Origin of the sequence: Murinocardiopsis flavida, assembly GCF_003014485.1 — a bacterium.
GTDB classification, from domain to species: domain Bacteria; phylum Actinomycetota; class Actinomycetes; order Streptosporangiales; family Streptosporangiaceae; genus Murinocardiopsis; species Murinocardiopsis flavida.
Window position 1 is genome coordinate 105,485 of the sequence record NZ_PYGA01000010.1, and the last position, 15,420, is coordinate 120,904.

The following is a 15,420-nucleotide window of genomic DNA, read 5'->3' on the forward strand; positions in this document are numbered from 1 at the left end:
GGCCGTTCCTCTGACACGGGGCGGACCACACGATTACAGTCGAGGAGGCCGTCCGACCGCAGGAGGCACGTTGAACACGACCACCGCCAGACGCGATGCCCGCGGACCCGCCGTAACGCCCGGCAGAAACGACCACCCGGTCTCCTTGCCCCTGTCCACCCGTGCTGCCGACTGCTCCAACTGCGGTGGGTCGGGAAAGATCTGGCTGGAGAGCGACGGGAGCGGCCCGTGAAAGGGCAAGCAGCTAGTTGACTGCCCCTCGTGCAACGGAAGCGGTCAGGCGTGAATCCGGACCTGGACGACCTGCACACCCGGCTCATCGAGCGGATGAAGGCCCCCGACGAGATCCGGGCCGCCTTCGCCGCCCACCCCCGCCACCGCTTCATACCCGACCTGGTATGGCCCGAACCCCAAGGGTTGCCGCTCGCCCGCTCCGCCGATCCCCGGCGCTGGGCCGCCTACGTCTACGACGACGACGCGGTGGTCACGCAGGCCAACGACGGCGGCAGTGGAATGATCAACACCCCCTCGTCCTCCTCCTCCGCGCCCGAGATGATGGCCGGCATGATCGAAGCGGCCGGGGTGGCGCCCGGCGCTCGGGTGCTTGAGATCGGCACCGGAACCGGGTGGAACGCCGCCGTCCTGGCCTCCTTGGTCGGGCCCTCCGGCAGTGTCACCTCGGTGGAGATCGAACGCGAGGTGGCGGAGCAGGCGCGCGAACGTCTCGCCGGGACCGGGGTGCGGGTGATCGTCGGCGCTGTGCCGACAGAGGGGGTCTACGACGCGGTCATTGCCACTTGCTCGGCCCACCGTGTCCCCCTGGAGTGGGTGCGCCACCTGTCCGCCGAAGGAGTCCTGGTCCTACCGTGGGCGCCCTACGAGTCGGGCGGTCCGACCCCAATCGCCGCACTGTCCGGGGGCCGCGAAGGGCGTTTCACTGGGGACGGATCGTTCATGCGCGACCGCACCCAGCGTGTGCCCGCCCCGCGCTTCCCCGGCATGGGCAGGGAGATCGAGCGGAAGGGCGCAGTGCCCTTCGGTGCTGAGGAGTTGCTGGAGCGGGACCTGCTGACCCGCCTGGTGCTCGCCTCTCCCGGCATCTGGATCACTCTGGGAGCGCGGCCCTGGCAGGAGGCGACGGCCCCGATCATCGCTCTGGAAGCCGGGGAGTCCTGGGCCTATCTGTGGCCGGACGGCTCCACCACCGGCGGCGGCCCCAGCGACCTGCCCGCCGAGCTTGCGGAGATCCACGCTGTCCTGGACGGCGCGGGGTGGCCGGAGTTGACGGAGTTCACCCTGGAGGTATTGGACGACCGACCTCACCGTGTCCGGGCTGCGGGCCTCGGCCCCTGGGACCACCATCTGTAGGCAGCAACGAGAGTTCGATCCTGAGGAGATGGCATGACGCGGATCGGGATCACCGGTCACTCGAATCTTTCGGCCGACAGTGTTCCCCTCGTGCGCGAGGCGCTGGCCGAGTTGCTCGCGCCGTACAGCGACGGCGACCTGGTCGGCCTGTCCTGCCTCGCGCGCGGTGCCGACCAGATCTTCGCCGAGGTCGTGTTGGACGCCCGCGGGAAGTTGGAGGTGGTGCTCCCCTCGGTCGACTACCGCGAGGCCAAGGTCAAGCCGCACAATCTCGACCAGTTCGACGCTCTCTTGATGCGCTCGACGCTGGTCCGCTACATGCCGCACAGGACCGCGGGCCGAGAAGCCTACGAGGACGCGAACGAAGCGATCCTGGGCGGAGTCGACCGGCTCGTCGCCGTCTGGGACGGGCAACCATCGGGCGGAAAGGGCGGCACCGGCGACGCGGTCGAGGCCGCACGCGGGCGCGGTGTGCCGGTGGACGTGGTCTGGCCGAACGGCGCTCGCCGAGAGTGAGTCGTCGCCTGACAGATAGAGGACCGGTCGCGCACCCCCGCCTCCGCCCCCGACGATCATTACGTGTTCCCTCGACCGCAGGCGGATTTTCCGTTTCGTGAGTTCGGAACGCCTGCGGGGCGGCCTTGTCGCCGAGCCGCGTGCGGGCATGCGGTAGGAAAAAGCAGCGCCAAAGGCGGGTGAGTGCCGAGGTGGACGGTCTTCCGCGGCTCGCCAGCACTCCGCCCACCCCCTTCGCCGATCTTGACGAACCGGTTCCCTCAATCGCGATTGAGGGAACCGGTTCGTCAAGATCGGCAACAGAACTCGGCACGCCGTCGATCACCGCCGACCTGGGCCGCCTGCCGCCCTTGGTTCCGCCTTTTCCTACCGCAGGCCGCTCAGGTGATCACCCACCCCAAGCACCCACGGCCCTTGGCGCCGCTTTTCCCGCAGACCACCCGCATCCCGGCAGCGCACAAGGCCGCCCAACGAAGCGGAGCCGCCGGCGAGCGCACGGGGAGTTTGAGGCGGTAGTAAGCGGCGTTCAGCCGAGGTGGAAGTCGAACTCTCCGGCGCGCATGCCCTGCGCGAAGGCAGCCCACTCCTCACGGGTGTAGACGATCACCGCACCCTCAGGGTGGTGACTGTGCCGCACCGCGACCCGGCCGGAGCCGTCGTCCAACGGGCCAGCCTCGACGCAGCTCCCGCCGCCGTTGGTGCTGTAGCTGCTGATGTGCCAAGCGACGCCCGCCCGCTCTTGCTCCGGAAGCTCCTGCGGCGTCGAGCTGGTGGTCACTATCTCTCCTCGATCAAGCCCGAGATGAACTCGGCGGACTCGGTGGGGGACATTGATGCCTCCCACAACCGATCGTAGCGCCGAGCAATCGATTCGGAATCGGGGGATTCTATGTAGAGAGCGCCTTTCAGCGTCTCCACATACGCGACTTCGGGGTAAGGGTCGGCCATCGTGAAGAGATTGAAGGGACCCGTCGGGCTCGCGTGCGCCCCGGCTCTGAACGGCAGGACCCGTACGGTGATTGCATCCCGTTCCGACATCTCCAGCAGGTGACGCATCTGCGTCCGCATGACCTCTGGTCCGCCGACCTGGCGGCGCAGCACCGCCTCGTCCAGGACCGAACGGAGCGTCGGCGGATCATCGCGGTCGAGGATGGCTTGGCGCGCCATGCGCAGTTCGATCCATCGGTCGATCTGCGCGGCTGTCGCTGTCCGATCGTCCGCGACCATGACCGCGCGTGCGTACTCCCTGGTTTGCAGGAGACCCGGCAGGACGGTGTTGTCGAACAGCAACTGCTCGGTGGCCAACTCTTCGACCCAGACGAAGTCGATGAACCAGTCCTCGACCTCTCCCGTGTAGCCGTCCCACCAACCGGGCTGCCATACGGCATCCGCCAGGTGCAGCATGTTCTTCCGCTGCTTGGCGTCGCTGACCCCGTAGAAGTCCAGGAGTGCCAGCACTTCCGAGGAGCGAATCGGGTACATCCCGCTCTCGAACCGGCTGATCGTGCCCGCGCTGCGCTTCAGGAACTCCCCGACCTCATCGAGTTTGACCCCGTTGGCATCGCGCAGGGTTCGCAGCTTCTCCCCCAGCCAGCGGGCACGGAGTGTGGCCCGTTTGGGTCGTCCGATGGAAGCCACGGGATCTCCTTCGTAGGGGGGCGCTCGATCCACTCCCTCGCGGACCCGAGGCGCTTCGCCGAGCGGGTCGGCGGCCTGCTCGTCTGGGCTTGATGTGGGAGTGACGTCCCTATAGGCGGCACGGGGTGAGCGGGGCGCTCTCATCGGAGGTCCTGCTCACCCCGTGCCGGACGCCGCGGTGCTCGGGTGCCGCCCGCCGACGTCCGGTCCGGTCGGCGCGGGGTCAGGGGCGGTTGCGCCGCGAGACGTAGGTGCCGAGGAAGCCGAGGCCGCCGCAGGCGATCATGACCAGTCCCCACCACAGGTTGATGTTGTAGCCGAGGCTCTTCTCCGTCTGCTCGGGCGGGCCGAACAGGCCGTACAGGGCGATGAGCACCCCGAACACGGCAAGCAGGGCGCCGATGTAGTTCCCGATGGCGATGACGTGGCTGCCGCCCTCGGAACCGCTGTGCTCCGTACCGCTGTGCTCCGTACCGCCGGGCTCAGTGCCGCTGGGTTCCGTCATGGGACCGACCCTCCTTCCCTCCTTGCTAGAAGAACACGATGTTGACGCCGAGGGTCAGCACCAGCGCCCCGGTGGCGAGCAGCCAGGGCTTCTTGTACCAGGCCGGTTCGTGCGCCCGGGCGCGCTCGGTGAGGCTGTACACCAGGCCGCGCAGGTCCGCCTCGGGCTTGGGCGCGGTGAGCATCGACACCGCCACCCCCACGACCATGGCGACGCCCCAGGCGATGCACGCGCGCCAGAGGTTGCCCGCCATGGGGCTGCCCCAGACGAGGACCCCGGCGAGCTCGGCGGCGAAGATCGCGAGCGCCACCGCCGTGCCGGACACCAGGCCGGCGAACCCGCCCCAGGGCGTGGTGCGCTTCCAGAACATGCCGAGCAGGAAGGTCGCGAACAGTGGGGCGAAGAAGACGCCGTGCAGCAGCTGCACGTAGTCCATGATGCTCGCGAACCCGAGCACGATGTAGGCCGCGCCGACGCTGAGCACCATCCCGCCGATGGTGGCGATGCGACCCATGCGGACGTAGTGCGCGTCGTCGGCGTCGGGCTTGATGTAGGCGCGGTAGATGTCGTAGGTCCACACCGTGTTCATGGCGGTGACGTTGCCGGCCATGCCGCTCATGAACGACGCGAGGAGCGCCACCAGGCCGACGCCGAGCATCCCCGAGGGGAAGTACTGCGCCATGGCGTAGGGGATGGCCATGTTGTAGGAGTTCCCGATCCCGCCGCCGCCCTGGCCGAGTTCGGGCATCACCGACAGCACGATGAGGCCGGGGAAGATCGCGAGGACCCCGTAGAGGATCTTGGGGAACGCGGCGATCAGGGGTGTGCGCTGCGCCGCCGCCTCGTCCTCGGCGGCCAGCGCCCGCTGCACGACGAGGAAGTCGGTGCACCAGTACCCGAAGGACAGGAAGAACCCGAGCCCCAGCGCGATACCGAACCACTGGATGGCCATGGGGTTGTCGGTGCCGCCGGTGTCGGCCCACAGGTGGAAGAACTCCGGTTTCGCGACGGCCTCCTTCAGGCCGTCCCACCCGCCGACGTCGATCAGGCCGATGACCACCAGCGGCACGAGGCCGAGGGTGATCAGGAAGAACTGGAGCACCTCGTTGTAGATGGAGGACGACAGCCCGCCCAGCGTCACGTACGCCAGCACGATGACCGCCGAGACGAGGATGCTGATGTGCAGCGACCAGCCGAGGACCAGTTGCAGCACGATCGCCATGGCGTACATGTTGATGCCGCTCATGAGCACCATCAGCACGGCGAAGGTGATCGCGTTGAACCCGCGGGTGGCCTCGTTGTAGCGGAGCTTCAGGAAGCCGGGCACCGAGTGGGTCCGGCTGCCGTAGTAGAAGGGGATCATGAACAGCGCGACGAACACCATCGCGGGGATGGCGCCGATCCAGTAGAAGTGCGCCTGCATGATGCCGTACTGGGCGGCGCCCGCGCCCATGCCGAGGACTTCGAGCGCGCCCAGGTTGGCGCCGAGGAACGCCAGCCCGGTGACCCAGCTCGGCAGCGAGCGCCCGGAGAGGAAGTAGTCCTCGGAAGACTTCATCCGGCTGCGCAGCGCGAGACCGATTCCGATCGTGAATGCGAAGTAGAGAGCGATGAGCAGGTAGTCGAGCCACGAGTCGTCGATGGAGATCGGCGGCTGGGACGCGGCCGCGAGATTCGTCATCGGGCCTCCAGCGGTCCTTTGTTGTGTGTGCGCCCCCCGTTTTCCCGGTGTGCCGCGGCCAAAACGTCGCCCTCCCCAGCAGCCCTGGCCGTGCCAGCCGCCCGCCCGGCCGCCCCACACCAGCCGTCCCGGCCGCGATCCCGCGGGGACACGACCGATCGACAGTGATCGGCAGGCGTCCCGCCGTCCCCGTTGCTCCGGGACGGCGGGACGCCGGGTGCTCAGTGGGCGCCGATGCCCGTCAGGGACCGGACGCGGAGCTCGTGGTAGCGGGGGGTGTTGCGCTCACCCGAGGCGAGCGTGCCGATCACGGCGCACAGGAAGCCGATGGGGATGGACACCAGGCCGGGGTTCTCCAACGGGAACAGCTGGATGTCGATCCAGGCCGGCAGCAGCGACAGGTTCTCCCCCGCGGGCGACACCTTCCCCGACATCACCGGCGACAGCACCACCAGCACCAGCGAGGCGATCAGCCCGCCGTACACGGCGCTCTCCACGCCCTGGGTGTTGAACCGGCGCCAGAACATCGAGAGGACGATCACCGGCAGGTTCGCCGCCGCCGCTATGGCGAAGGCGAGGCCCACGAGGAAGGCGACGTTCAGGTTCTGCGCGAAGATCGCCAGGGCGACGGCGATGGTGCCGACGACCGCGGCGGAGAACCGCGCGGCGCCGACCTCCTGCGACTCGCGGGGCCGCCCCCACATCAGGATGTGCCCGAACACGTCGTGCGCGATCGACGTGGACGACGCCAGGGTCAGGCTCGCGATGACGGCGAGGATGGTCGCCAGCGCCACAGCGGCGATGAACGCCAGCAGCACGGCGCCGCCCACGGGCCCGGCGAGGCGGGTCCCCAGCTCCTCGGCGAGCATCGGCACCGCGGTGTTGCCGGACGGGTCCTGCGCGGCGATGCGCTCGGGCCCCACCAGCGCCGCTGCGCCGAAGCCGAGGGCGAGCGTCATCAGATAGAACGCGCCCACCAGGACGATGGTGCGGTTGACCGAGGCGCGCGCCGATCTGCCGTCGGGCACCGTGTAGAAGCGGATGAGGATGTGTGGCAGCGCCGCCGTCCCCAACACCAGGCCCAGGCCCAGGCTGAACAGGTCGAGCTTGTTGGCAAGGGTCTGCATCGGGTCGCCGGGGACGTCGACGCCGTAGCGCTGCCCGGGTTCGAGGAACGCGGTGCCCTGGCCGCTCGCGTCGGCCGCGGCGGTGAGCAGCCCGCTGACGTTGAACCCGAACACCCCGAGGACGCCGACGGTCAGCAGCGCCGAACCCGCGAGGAGCAGCAGCGCCTTGGTGATCTGCAACCAGGTGGCCGCCTTCATCCCGCCGTACATCACGTAGATGATCATCAGCACGCCGACACCGACGATGGCGAGGACCCTGGCCTGCCCGGCGTCCATCCCGAGGAAGGTGCCGCCGTTGTGGATGCCGAACAGCAGGGTGACCAGGGCTCCCGCGCCGACCATCTGCGCGACCAGGTAGCAGATGGAGACGGTGACCGTGGAGATGGAGCAGGCCAGCCTGACGCGCATCCGGCGCATGCGGAACGCCGGGATGTCGGCCATGGTGAACCGGCCGGCGTTGCGCATGAGCTGCGACAGCGGCAGCACCAGCAGCCAGGCGACGAGGAATCCAACGGAGTACAGGAAGCCGTCGTAGCCGTTCAGCGAGATCATGCCAGCGATGCCGAGGAACGAGGCCGCCGACAGGTAGTCGCCGGTGAGGGCGAGTCCGTTCTGGGTGCTGGAGTACGCGCGCCCGCCGGCGTAGAAGTCGTCGGCGCCGCTGGTGGTGCGGCGCGCGCGGATGGTGATGGCGAGGGTCCCCCCGATGAACACGGCGAACAGGCCGAGGGTCCACGCGTGCCGGGTGCTGAAGCCCTCCCCTGCCGCAGCTGCGAGATCACTGAGGTTCACGGCTGCACCACTCTCCCGTTCCGGGCGGCGGAGCGGTCGGATTCGGCGTGGATCTCATCGGCGAGCGGGTCGATGCACCGCTCGGCGTATCGGGCGAATGCCCACGCGAACACGAGGGTCGTCGCGAATTGCCCGATTCCGAACAGCAGCGCCACATTGATGTCGCCGAGTACCTGAATGGACATGAAATCGCGCGCATACGCCGTGAGGTAGAGGTAGCACAGGTACCAGCCGAGGCATACCGTGACGAGAATTGCGGTGGCGGCGGCGAATCGTCGCCGCAATCTGACGAATCGGGTGTCGGTCCCCACTCGGACGGTGTACGGTCCGCGTTCGGCGAGGCGGCTCCTGCCGTCGCCGTCGCGCGGCCCGCCCCCCACAACGGGCAGCCGCGGCGCGGGCGGCGCCTTGCGAGGCGCCTTTCGCGACGCCTCTTGGACATGGTCGACCACGTTATTCCCCCCAAATACCGGACGGACCGAGGCGTGCGACGCCGGGCCCGCCGTTTCCCCCCGCGGCCGTTCCGCCGCGCGCATTCGGCGGCGGGGACCGCGCACTTCGAGAACGCCCCGCCGCTCAACGGCGGGCCGCATGGGGTCCCGCGGCGAACGGGGCACCCACCACGTTAACCGGATACCGGCAGGCTCGTTCGGGTTATCCGAAATTCGGCCGATGAGATTCCGATCGAACCGGACATGGTCCGATAAAGCGCGCGAACGTGCGGTGCGAATGCGAAATACGGTCGCTACCCGGCGGGTGCGCGCGGAAAAGGATGCGCACAATTCCGCTTCGACGGCCGCTACCCGCCGGAGAACAGCCGAGGAAAATGGACATCAGGTAACAAGCGGTTACCGAATGCCGGTGCGCATTGCCCTCGCGCGCGCGGCGTGGTTGATTGGAAGACACGGTCAGTGATCATTCGATCACAATGCGGCAGCGTGGTCGAGCCGGCTCCGCCGCCCCACCGGACGGTGGCGCCGCGGCAGCCGCACCCGCGATCCGCGACCGGATCGAACGGGTGCCCCAGGGTGCCCCGGTTCGCAGGAGGGGGCGGACCGGGGCACCGCCGCGTGTCCGTCCCGGATCAGTCCTTGCGCGCCGAGACGACCACCCGGCGGTTCTCCGGGGTGCCGGCGTCGCCCGACTTGTTCGGCACCGCGGGCCTCGACTCGCCGTAGCCGGTCGCCTTCAGCCGGCCCTTGTCGACGCCGCCGTCGTCCACGAGCCACGTGAGCACCGTCTCGGCGCGGCGCTCGGAGAGGTCCTGGTTCTCGGACTCCGAACCCACGGAGTCGGTGTGGCCTTCAATCGCGATCTCGGCGTCATCGGGCAGCTCGTCGCCGATGTGCTCGCCGACCGCCTTCAAATGCCGCACCGCCCCGTCCTTCAACTCGTGGGAACCGGAGTCGAACAGGACGTCGGAATCGAGGTTGTAGGCGATGGCACCGTCGCTCTCCAGCACCTCGGTCTCCCCGGCCCGCCGGCTCTCGATGCGGTCGCTCTCGACCTTGACGCTGGGGACCTTCACGCTGGGGACAACGACGCGGGGCACCTCGATCGCGGGGATGCGCGTACCGTCCTCGGCGCGCCCGGAGGGGCGGCGCAGCGACGGCCGCGACAGCGACGGGCGGCGCTCGGAGGAGCGGTACACCGAAGAGCGCCGCACCGAGGAGACGCGCTCACCGGCCTCGGTGGGCTTCTCCTGGCACACCTCGTCCTCGCTCTTGCCCGGGATCTTCACCTCGTTCAGGACCTTCTCGTTCTCCGCCTCCGACCTGATGGACACCCCTTCGGCGCTGAGGCCGGGGATCGAGGCCGAGGGGATCCGCACGGCGGGGATCACGGCGCCGGGGATCTCCACCGCGCCCAGGCACCCGCCGGGCGCCTCCGCCACCTCGGCGCACTGCGCGGGGACGCGCTGCGCCGGAATCGACACGCCCGGGATCTCGCCTGCCTCCTGGAGGACGGTGCCGGACTTGTCCTTGATCTCCGGGATCTGCACGGCCGCGGTGCGCACCGCGGCGATCTCCACCGCCTCGATGAAGACGCTGTCGCCGGTGCAGTCGGCGGGATCCGCGTCGGGGGCCGCCTGAGCCGCCGAAGGCGACGGGCTCGACTCGGCCGCGCCGTCGCCACCTGCGCTCTTACCGTCGGGGGCGAACCGGTCCAGGGTGCCGCACGCGGTGAGCGCAAGAGCGAGCAGGCAGACGGGAGCGGCGTGGAACAACTTCATGGGGGATTCTCCTGGCGATCGGGGGATTCGGCCCGGCCTCGGAGTGAACGACCGGGTCACGTGGGTACGACTGCGGGCCGCCGGAAAAGGTTCCCGGCGGCCCGCGGCTTTACCCTGCGTTCATCGGCCCGCGATGAACGCGGTGTCCCCCGCATCCGGTGTTTCGGCACCGGGTGCGAACACGCCCACGGCGTCGTAGGCGTGCCAGGACCCTTCGGTCTTGGTGATGCTGATGACGTTCTCACCCCGCACGAAGTCCCTCGCCGGCAGCCGGAGCTCGACGAACGACGGCCGCAGCGCCGTGCCGGGCACCGTGGCGTCGCCTTCGAGGGAGCCGCGCGTGGCACCGCCCCGGAACTCGATCTCCACGGTGTCGGTGTCGTTGACGGCCAGAGTGGCCTTCCCCGCAGCGGTGGCGTGGGTGTCGATGAGCCAGATGGCGAGCCCCAGCTCCTCCTCCGGTTCCGCCTGCAAGGAGAACCGCATGGCGAAGGTGTGCTGCTTGCGGCCGGCCCAGGAGTCGGCCGGGCCGGGGTGCAGGTAGCTCCAGTCGGTGCGCGGATTGCTCTTGCCCACGGTGAAGTCGACGCCCTTGGGGAAGCGCGCGGCGTAGAGGGCGTAGTCGGCGGGTGCCAGCGCGAGTTCGAGGCTCTTGGAGTCGAACTTGCCGACCTGCGCGAGCGGGCGGCCCCGCACGACCAGCGACTCCTCGGTGGTGCCGTCGACGGTCCGCGACGCGCCGCTGCGCTCGCCCGCCGCGTCGACGGTGACGATGGTGTAGTGCCGGGTCTGCTTCTCCGGGCCCAGTGTGGCGTGGGTGAAGCGCCCGTAGACGGTCTTGCCGATGAGGTTCTCGGGGACGGGTTCGACGTCGGCGGACTCCGAGGCGTACACGGCGTAGTGGTCGACCAGCGGTTCCCAGGAGGCGAGCCGCCAGGTGAGGTCGATGGCGCCGATGCGGCCGTCGGTGTGCAGCCGGGTCACCGGCCGGGGACTGCGGCTCACTGCGTTCCTCCGCTCACGGGGTTGAGGCCGGGCCGGCCGGCCTCGGTGACGAAGCGCGCCGCCGAGGTGACCTTCCCGGAGTCGTCGGCCTCGACCTGGTCGACGACCCTGAAGTCGGAGGTGACCTCCGCGCCGGTCATGCCGACGTGGACGTATCCGCGCTGGCCGTTGTACAGCCTGACGTGCGGGTTGCTCAGCCACAGCTCGGCGAGCTCGTCGGTGGGCGCGCCGTTGCCGTTGGAGGAGATGGACGTGGTGATGAGCTCGGTCCCGATGGTCTCGGAGTCGGGATCGGTGAAGTCGCGCTTGAGGTCCGCTGCGACGTGCCGGTGGATGTCGCCGGTGAGCACGAGGGGGTTGTCGACCCGCTGCTCGGTGAGAGCCTCGAAGAGGCGGTCGCGGTTGGCGGTGAACCCGTCCCAGGAGTCGTAGCTGTAGCTGACCCCCGGCCCCGGTGTGCGGTCGATGCTCGCCAGCACCACCTGCTGGACCAGGACGTTCCACACGGCCTCGCTGCGGCCGAGACCGTCGTAGAGCCACTTCTCCTGGTCGCGGCCGAGGAGCGAGCGGTCGGGGTCGGTGTGCTCGCCGCCCGGCGCGGTGTCGGTGGGCGGAGGATCGCGGTACTGCCGGGTGTCGAGGACGTTGAACTCGGCGAGGCGCCCGAACCGCACCCGCCGGTACAGGTCCATGTCGGGGCCCTTGGGCAGGGCGTCGACGCCGATGGGCTGGTTCTCGTACCAGGCGCGGTAGCCGACCGCGCGCCTGCGGACGAAGTCCTCGGGCGTGATGTTGTACTCGGAGTGCTCCGCCGCGTAGTTGTTCTCGACCTCGTGGTCGTCGGTGGTGACGAGCCACGGCGCGGCGGCGTGGGCGGCCTGGAGGTTCGGGTCGAGCTTGGTGAGTGCGTAGCGCAGGCGGTACTGCTCCAGCGTGACCGTCTCGGCGGCGTGCTCCTCGCCGAGCTCGCCGGCGCCCTGGCGCCACAGGTTGCCCGACGTGATGCCGTACTCGTAGATGTAGTCGCCGAGGAAGAGCACCAGGTCGAGGTCCTGCTCGGCCATGTGGCGGTACGCGGTGTAGTGGCCGTGGTACCAGGCGGCGCACGATGCCATGGCGAACGCGGCCGAGCCGGGGCGGGAGTCGCGGGCGGGCGCGGTGCGGGTGCGGCCCACCGGGCTGATCTCGCGGCCGGCGCGGAACCGGTAGTAGTAGTCGCGGCCCGGTTCGAGCCCCTTGACCTCGGGGTGGACGGAGTGGCCGAGTTCGGCGGACGCGACGGCCCTGCCGCGCCGGACGATCTTGGTGAACCGGCGGTCGGCGGCGACCTCGTACTCCACGGTGACGTCGCGCCGGCCCATGCCGCCGTGGCCGTCGGGGGCGAGCGGCTCAGGCGCGAGGCGGGTCCACAGCGCGATGCCGTCGGACGTGGGGTCGCCCGACGCCACACCGAGTCGGAAGGGGTCGGCCGGCACCGCCCCGGTGAGCGGGGCGGCGTGCGCGGGCGCGCCGGTCCCCAAGGTGAACGCTGCGGCGGTGATGCCCGTGAGCGCGAGGAAGGCACGCCGGTCGGGATGGATGCTCGGTGGATCTTGGCCCATGCGACGGTTCCATCTACTCGGGGATGGACGCTTACCGAACGAGCCTCAGAGTTTTCGATTGACGTGCTGTGTTGCCAGGGTGAAACGGATGTGGACCCTGAGGAACAAGTTCACTTCACAGCGTCGCCTAAACCGGGGGCGAAGTACACCAACCGGAACGTGAGTTGCCGGAATCGGTCAGCGGCTCGGCGGGTCGGGCGCGTCACAACGGCGTGCGGGCCGCCACCCGGCATGGGCGGCGGCCCGCATCGCTGTCCCCCGGGTCCTCCCGGGTCAGCGCGCGGCGCTGCCCGCCGCCGCGTCGGCCTCCTGTGCGGCGCGCGGCCTGCCCCAGGGCAGGAGGCGGTCGACGGCGTAGCGTCCGCCGTTGAAGCCGAGCGCGAGCGCGGCCGCGCCCAGCACGAGGACCAGTTCGAAGGCCGGGCCGCCATCGGCGCTGACGAGCGGCTGGCCGACGTGGGCCACGGTGTAGGCGGCCGCCATCTGCGCGGCGAGCAGCACGCCCGCCACCGGCAGGAGCGCACCGATGACGAGGGCGATGCCGCCGCCGAACTCGATGACCATGGCGAGCGCCGCGGCGGCCGCGGGCATCGGCACGCCCATGGCACCGAAGCCCTCGGCGGTGCCCGCGACCCCTCCGCTGATCTTCTGCCATCCGTGCACGATGAAGACGATGCCGACGGCTATGCGCGCGATGAGCGCGGTCGCATCGGCGGCGCGACGCATCGTCGTGGTCGGTGCGAACATCGGTGACTCCTCGATGAGCTGCTAGTTACAGGGAAAACTCTTCCTTGGAAAGGGTATCCTATCCGCTACCCCGCCCACACGGAAAGCGACCGGATGCGATTTGTGCCGCACCGCCGCCGTGCCGCGCGAACGCCCCTGGTCCGCCCCGTTGTTCGCTAGGCTCGCGTGGGCACCTTCGGCACCGCGGAACCGCGTTGCCTGGCAGAGCCTTATCGAACAGGTGTATGATCGGGACTTCCCGTACCCGCACACCGAGCCGAAGGGGATGCCACCGCCGTGGTCACCGAGGTCTTCACCCGCAAGTACTGCGACCCCCACGCCCTCCTCGACGAGAAGATCGAGGCCACCGAGGTCATCCAGTTCGCCTGGGATGGCGCCCTCCGCGAGGTCGACTCCTGCGGCGAGTGCAAGAAGGAGTACGACGCCCGCGTCGAGCCGCTCCTCGACTACTCCCGCCCGGTGAAGAAGCAGCGCCGCGCCAAGAAGTCCGACTCCGAGTCCGGGGACGCCGCCGACTCCTGAGCCGTGCCGCCGCGGGCGCGGCACCCGCCGCCCCGACGGCGGTTCGACCCCTTTGCCTGTCTCCGTACCGAATCTGATGGAATCGCCCGACTAAACGGTCGTGTTCAGGTGCGCTCACGAAAAGCGGTAACATCGCGCGACGTAAGCACACTTGCCCCAAAAGGGTCTATATCGGGCGCGGAGACAGGATATTGAGCATCTGGCGCACTAAGAGCATCGAACAGTCGATCAGGGATACCGATGAGCCCGGCCACAAGCTCAAGAAGGACCTCACCGGCTTCGACCTGATCGTCTTCGGCATCGGTGTGATCATCGGCACCGGCATCTTCGTCGTCACCGGGCGCCAGGCCGCCGAGAACGCCGGCCCGGCGATCGTGGTGTCCTTCCTGATCGCCGGCCTGGTGTGCGCGCTCGCGGCCATGTGCTACGCCGAGTTCGCCTCCACGGTGCCGGTGGCGGGCAGCGCCTACACCTTCGGTTACGCGAGCCTCGGCGAGTTCGTCGCCTGGATCATCGGCTGGGACCTCGTCCTGGAGTTCACCCTCGCCGCGGCCGTGGTCGCCACCGGGTGGTCGGGGTACGCCGGCGACCTCATCGGGATCCCCACCAGCGTGCCCATCGGCGGCGGGCTCACCCTCAACTTCGGCGCGATGTTCATCGTCGTGCTCCTGGGCACCCTCGCCACACTCGGCACCAAGCTCTCCAGCCGGGTCTCGGCCGTGATCGTCGCCATCAAGGTCGGCGTCGTGCTGTTCATCATCGCGGCCGGCGCGCTCTACGTGAAGGTGTCCAACTGGACCCCCTTCATCCCTGCTGCCGAGCCGCTCCCGGCCGCCGACGTGTCGGTCCGCCACCTCCCGCTGAGCCAGGTCCTGCTGGGCATCGAACCCGCCCAGTTCGGCCTGTGGGGCGTCATCGCGGCGGCGTCGATCGTGTTCTTCTCCTTCATCGGCTTCGACATCGTCGCCACCACCGCCGAGGAGACCAAGAACCCGCGGCGCGACATGCCCGTCGGGATCTTCGGCTCGCTGATCATCGTCACCGTGCTGTACATGGCCGTGGCCGCCGTCGTCACCGGCATGCGGCCGTTCGGCGAACTCACCGGCGACGCCCCGCTCGCCGAGGCGTTCCGCCAGGTCGGCGCCGACTGGGCGGGCACGCTCATCTCGCTCGGCGGGGTCATCGGCATCACCACCGTCATCCTCGTGCTGATGATGGGCCAGTCGCGGGTGGCGTTCGCCATGTCGCGCGACGGCCTGCTGCCCCGCGGCCTGTCCCTGACCAGCAAGCGGTTCGGCACGCCCTACGTCATGACCATCATCACCACGGTCGTGGTGGCCGTGCTGGCCGGGCTGGTGCCCATCGCCGCGCTGGAGGAGATGGTCAACATCGGCACGCTGTTCGCGTTCGTCGTGGTCTCCATCGGCGTCATCGTGCTGCGCCGCACCCGCCCCGACCTCCCCCGCGCGTTCCGCGCCCCGTGGGTGCCGTTCCTGCCCATCGTCGCGGCGCTCGCCTGCGTGTGGCTGATGCTCAACCTCACGGTCGACACCTGGATCCGGTTCCTGATCTGGATGGCCATCGGCGTCGTCGTGTACTTCTGCTACGGCATGCGCCACAGCCGCGTCGGCCGCGCGAACCGCACCCAAGAAGGACTGAACACCGGCGAGAAGTCGGACTGAACA

14 protein-coding genes are annotated in these 15,420 nt (G+C 69.4%); 4 read left to right on the forward strand and 10 right to left on the reverse strand.

Annotation, left to right across the window (positions count from 1 at the left end; genetic code table 11):
• Positions 1 to 327 precede the first annotated feature (327 nt).
• Both CLV63_RS15230 and CLV63_RS15235 read left to right on the forward strand, forming a co-directional pair.
• A complete protein-coding gene (locus tag CLV63_RS15230; protein WP_106583794.1) occupies positions 328 to 1,368 on the forward strand; it encodes a methyltransferase domain-containing protein in 1,041 nt (346 codons plus the stop codon).
• Positions 1,369 to 1,401: 33 nt separating this feature from the next.
• On the forward strand, positions 1,402 to 1,884 hold the full coding sequence (locus CLV63_RS15235) for a hypothetical protein (protein ID WP_106583684.1): 483 nt from the start codon (positions 1,402 to 1,404) through the stop codon (positions 1,882 to 1,884).
• Between the two features lie 526 nt (positions 1,885 to 2,410).
• Here the strand turns inward: CLV63_RS15235 and CLV63_RS15240 are convergent.
• From CLV63_RS15240 to CLV63_RS15285, 10 genes are all read right to left on the reverse strand, one after another.
• The gene (locus CLV63_RS15240; RefSeq protein ID WP_106583685.1) at positions 2,411 to 2,662 is read right to left on the reverse strand and encodes a DUF397 domain-containing protein; all 252 of its coding nucleotides are present in this window, start codon (positions 2,660 to 2,662) and stop codon (positions 2,411 to 2,413) included.
• On the reverse strand, positions 2,662 to 3,522 hold the full coding sequence (locus CLV63_RS15245; RefSeq protein ID WP_245928836.1) for a helix-turn-helix domain-containing protein: 861 nt from the start codon (positions 3,520 to 3,522) through the stop codon (positions 2,662 to 2,664). Before CLV63_RS15245 ends, CLV63_RS15240 begins: the two co-directional genes overlap by 1 nt.
• Before the next feature lie 223 nt (positions 3,523 to 3,745).
• Positions 3,746 to 4,027 carry a hypothetical protein gene (locus CLV63_RS15250; RefSeq protein WP_106583687.1) on the reverse strand — a complete coding sequence of 94 codons (282 nt, stop codon included), beginning with the start codon at positions 4,025 to 4,027 and terminating at the stop codon, positions 3,746 to 3,748.
• Positions 4,028 to 4,052: 25 nt separating this feature from the next.
• Positions 4,053 to 5,708 carry a sodium:solute symporter family protein gene (locus CLV63_RS15255; protein WP_106583688.1) on the reverse strand — a complete coding sequence of 552 codons (1,656 nt, stop codon included), beginning with the start codon at positions 5,706 to 5,708 and terminating at the stop codon, positions 4,053 to 4,055.
• Positions 5,709 to 5,929: 221 nt separating this feature from the next.
• Positions 5,930 to 7,627 (reverse strand): solute symporter family protein, encoded by a 1,698-nt coding sequence (locus CLV63_RS15260; protein WP_106583689.1) that lies wholly within the window; start codon positions 7,625 to 7,627, stop codon positions 5,930 to 5,932.
• Positions 7,624 to 7,938, reverse strand: a complete 315-nt coding sequence (locus tag CLV63_RS34590; RefSeq protein ID WP_245928837.1) for a DUF485 domain-containing protein — start codon at positions 7,936 to 7,938, stop codon at positions 7,624 to 7,626. The genes CLV63_RS15260 and CLV63_RS34590 overlap by 4 nt, the downstream gene beginning before the upstream one ends.
• A gap of 773 nt (positions 7,939 to 8,711) precedes the next feature.
• Positions 8,712 to 9,860: an OmpA family protein gene (locus CLV63_RS34595; RefSeq protein WP_106583691.1), complete on the reverse strand. Its 1,149-nt coding sequence runs from the start codon at positions 9,858 to 9,860 to the stop codon at positions 8,712 to 8,714.
• Between the two features lie 120 nt (positions 9,861 to 9,980).
• Positions 9,981 to 10,865: a polysaccharide lyase family protein gene (locus tag CLV63_RS15275; RefSeq protein ID WP_106583692.1), complete on the reverse strand. Its 885-nt coding sequence runs from the start codon at positions 10,863 to 10,865 to the stop codon at positions 9,981 to 9,983.
• The gene (locus tag CLV63_RS15280; protein ID WP_106583693.1) at positions 10,862 to 12,466 is read right to left on the reverse strand and encodes an alkaline phosphatase D family protein; all 1,605 of its coding nucleotides are present in this window, start codon (positions 12,464 to 12,466) and stop codon (positions 10,862 to 10,864) included. Before CLV63_RS15280 ends, CLV63_RS15275 begins: the two co-directional genes overlap by 4 nt.
• Before the next feature lie 273 nt (positions 12,467 to 12,739).
• Positions 12,740 to 13,213 carry a DoxX family protein gene (locus CLV63_RS15285; RefSeq protein WP_106583694.1) on the reverse strand — a complete coding sequence of 158 codons (474 nt, stop codon included), beginning with the start codon at positions 13,211 to 13,213 and terminating at the stop codon, positions 12,740 to 12,742.
• 276 nt (positions 13,214 to 13,489) lie between these two features.
• On the opposite strand from CLV63_RS15285, the gene CLV63_RS15290 reads away from it, so the two are divergent.
• Together CLV63_RS15290 and CLV63_RS15295 are read left to right on the forward strand one after the other, a co-directional pair.
• On the forward strand, positions 13,490 to 13,735 hold the full coding sequence (locus CLV63_RS15290; protein ID WP_106583695.1) for a hypothetical protein: 246 nt from the start codon (positions 13,490 to 13,492) through the stop codon (positions 13,733 to 13,735).
• A gap of 191 nt (positions 13,736 to 13,926) precedes the next feature.
• The gene (locus CLV63_RS15295; protein WP_106583696.1) at positions 13,927 to 15,417 is read left to right on the forward strand and encodes an amino acid permease; all 1,491 of its coding nucleotides are present in this window, start codon (positions 13,927 to 13,929) and stop codon (positions 15,415 to 15,417) included.
• The last annotated feature ends 3 nt before the right edge of the window (positions 15,418 to 15,420 follow it).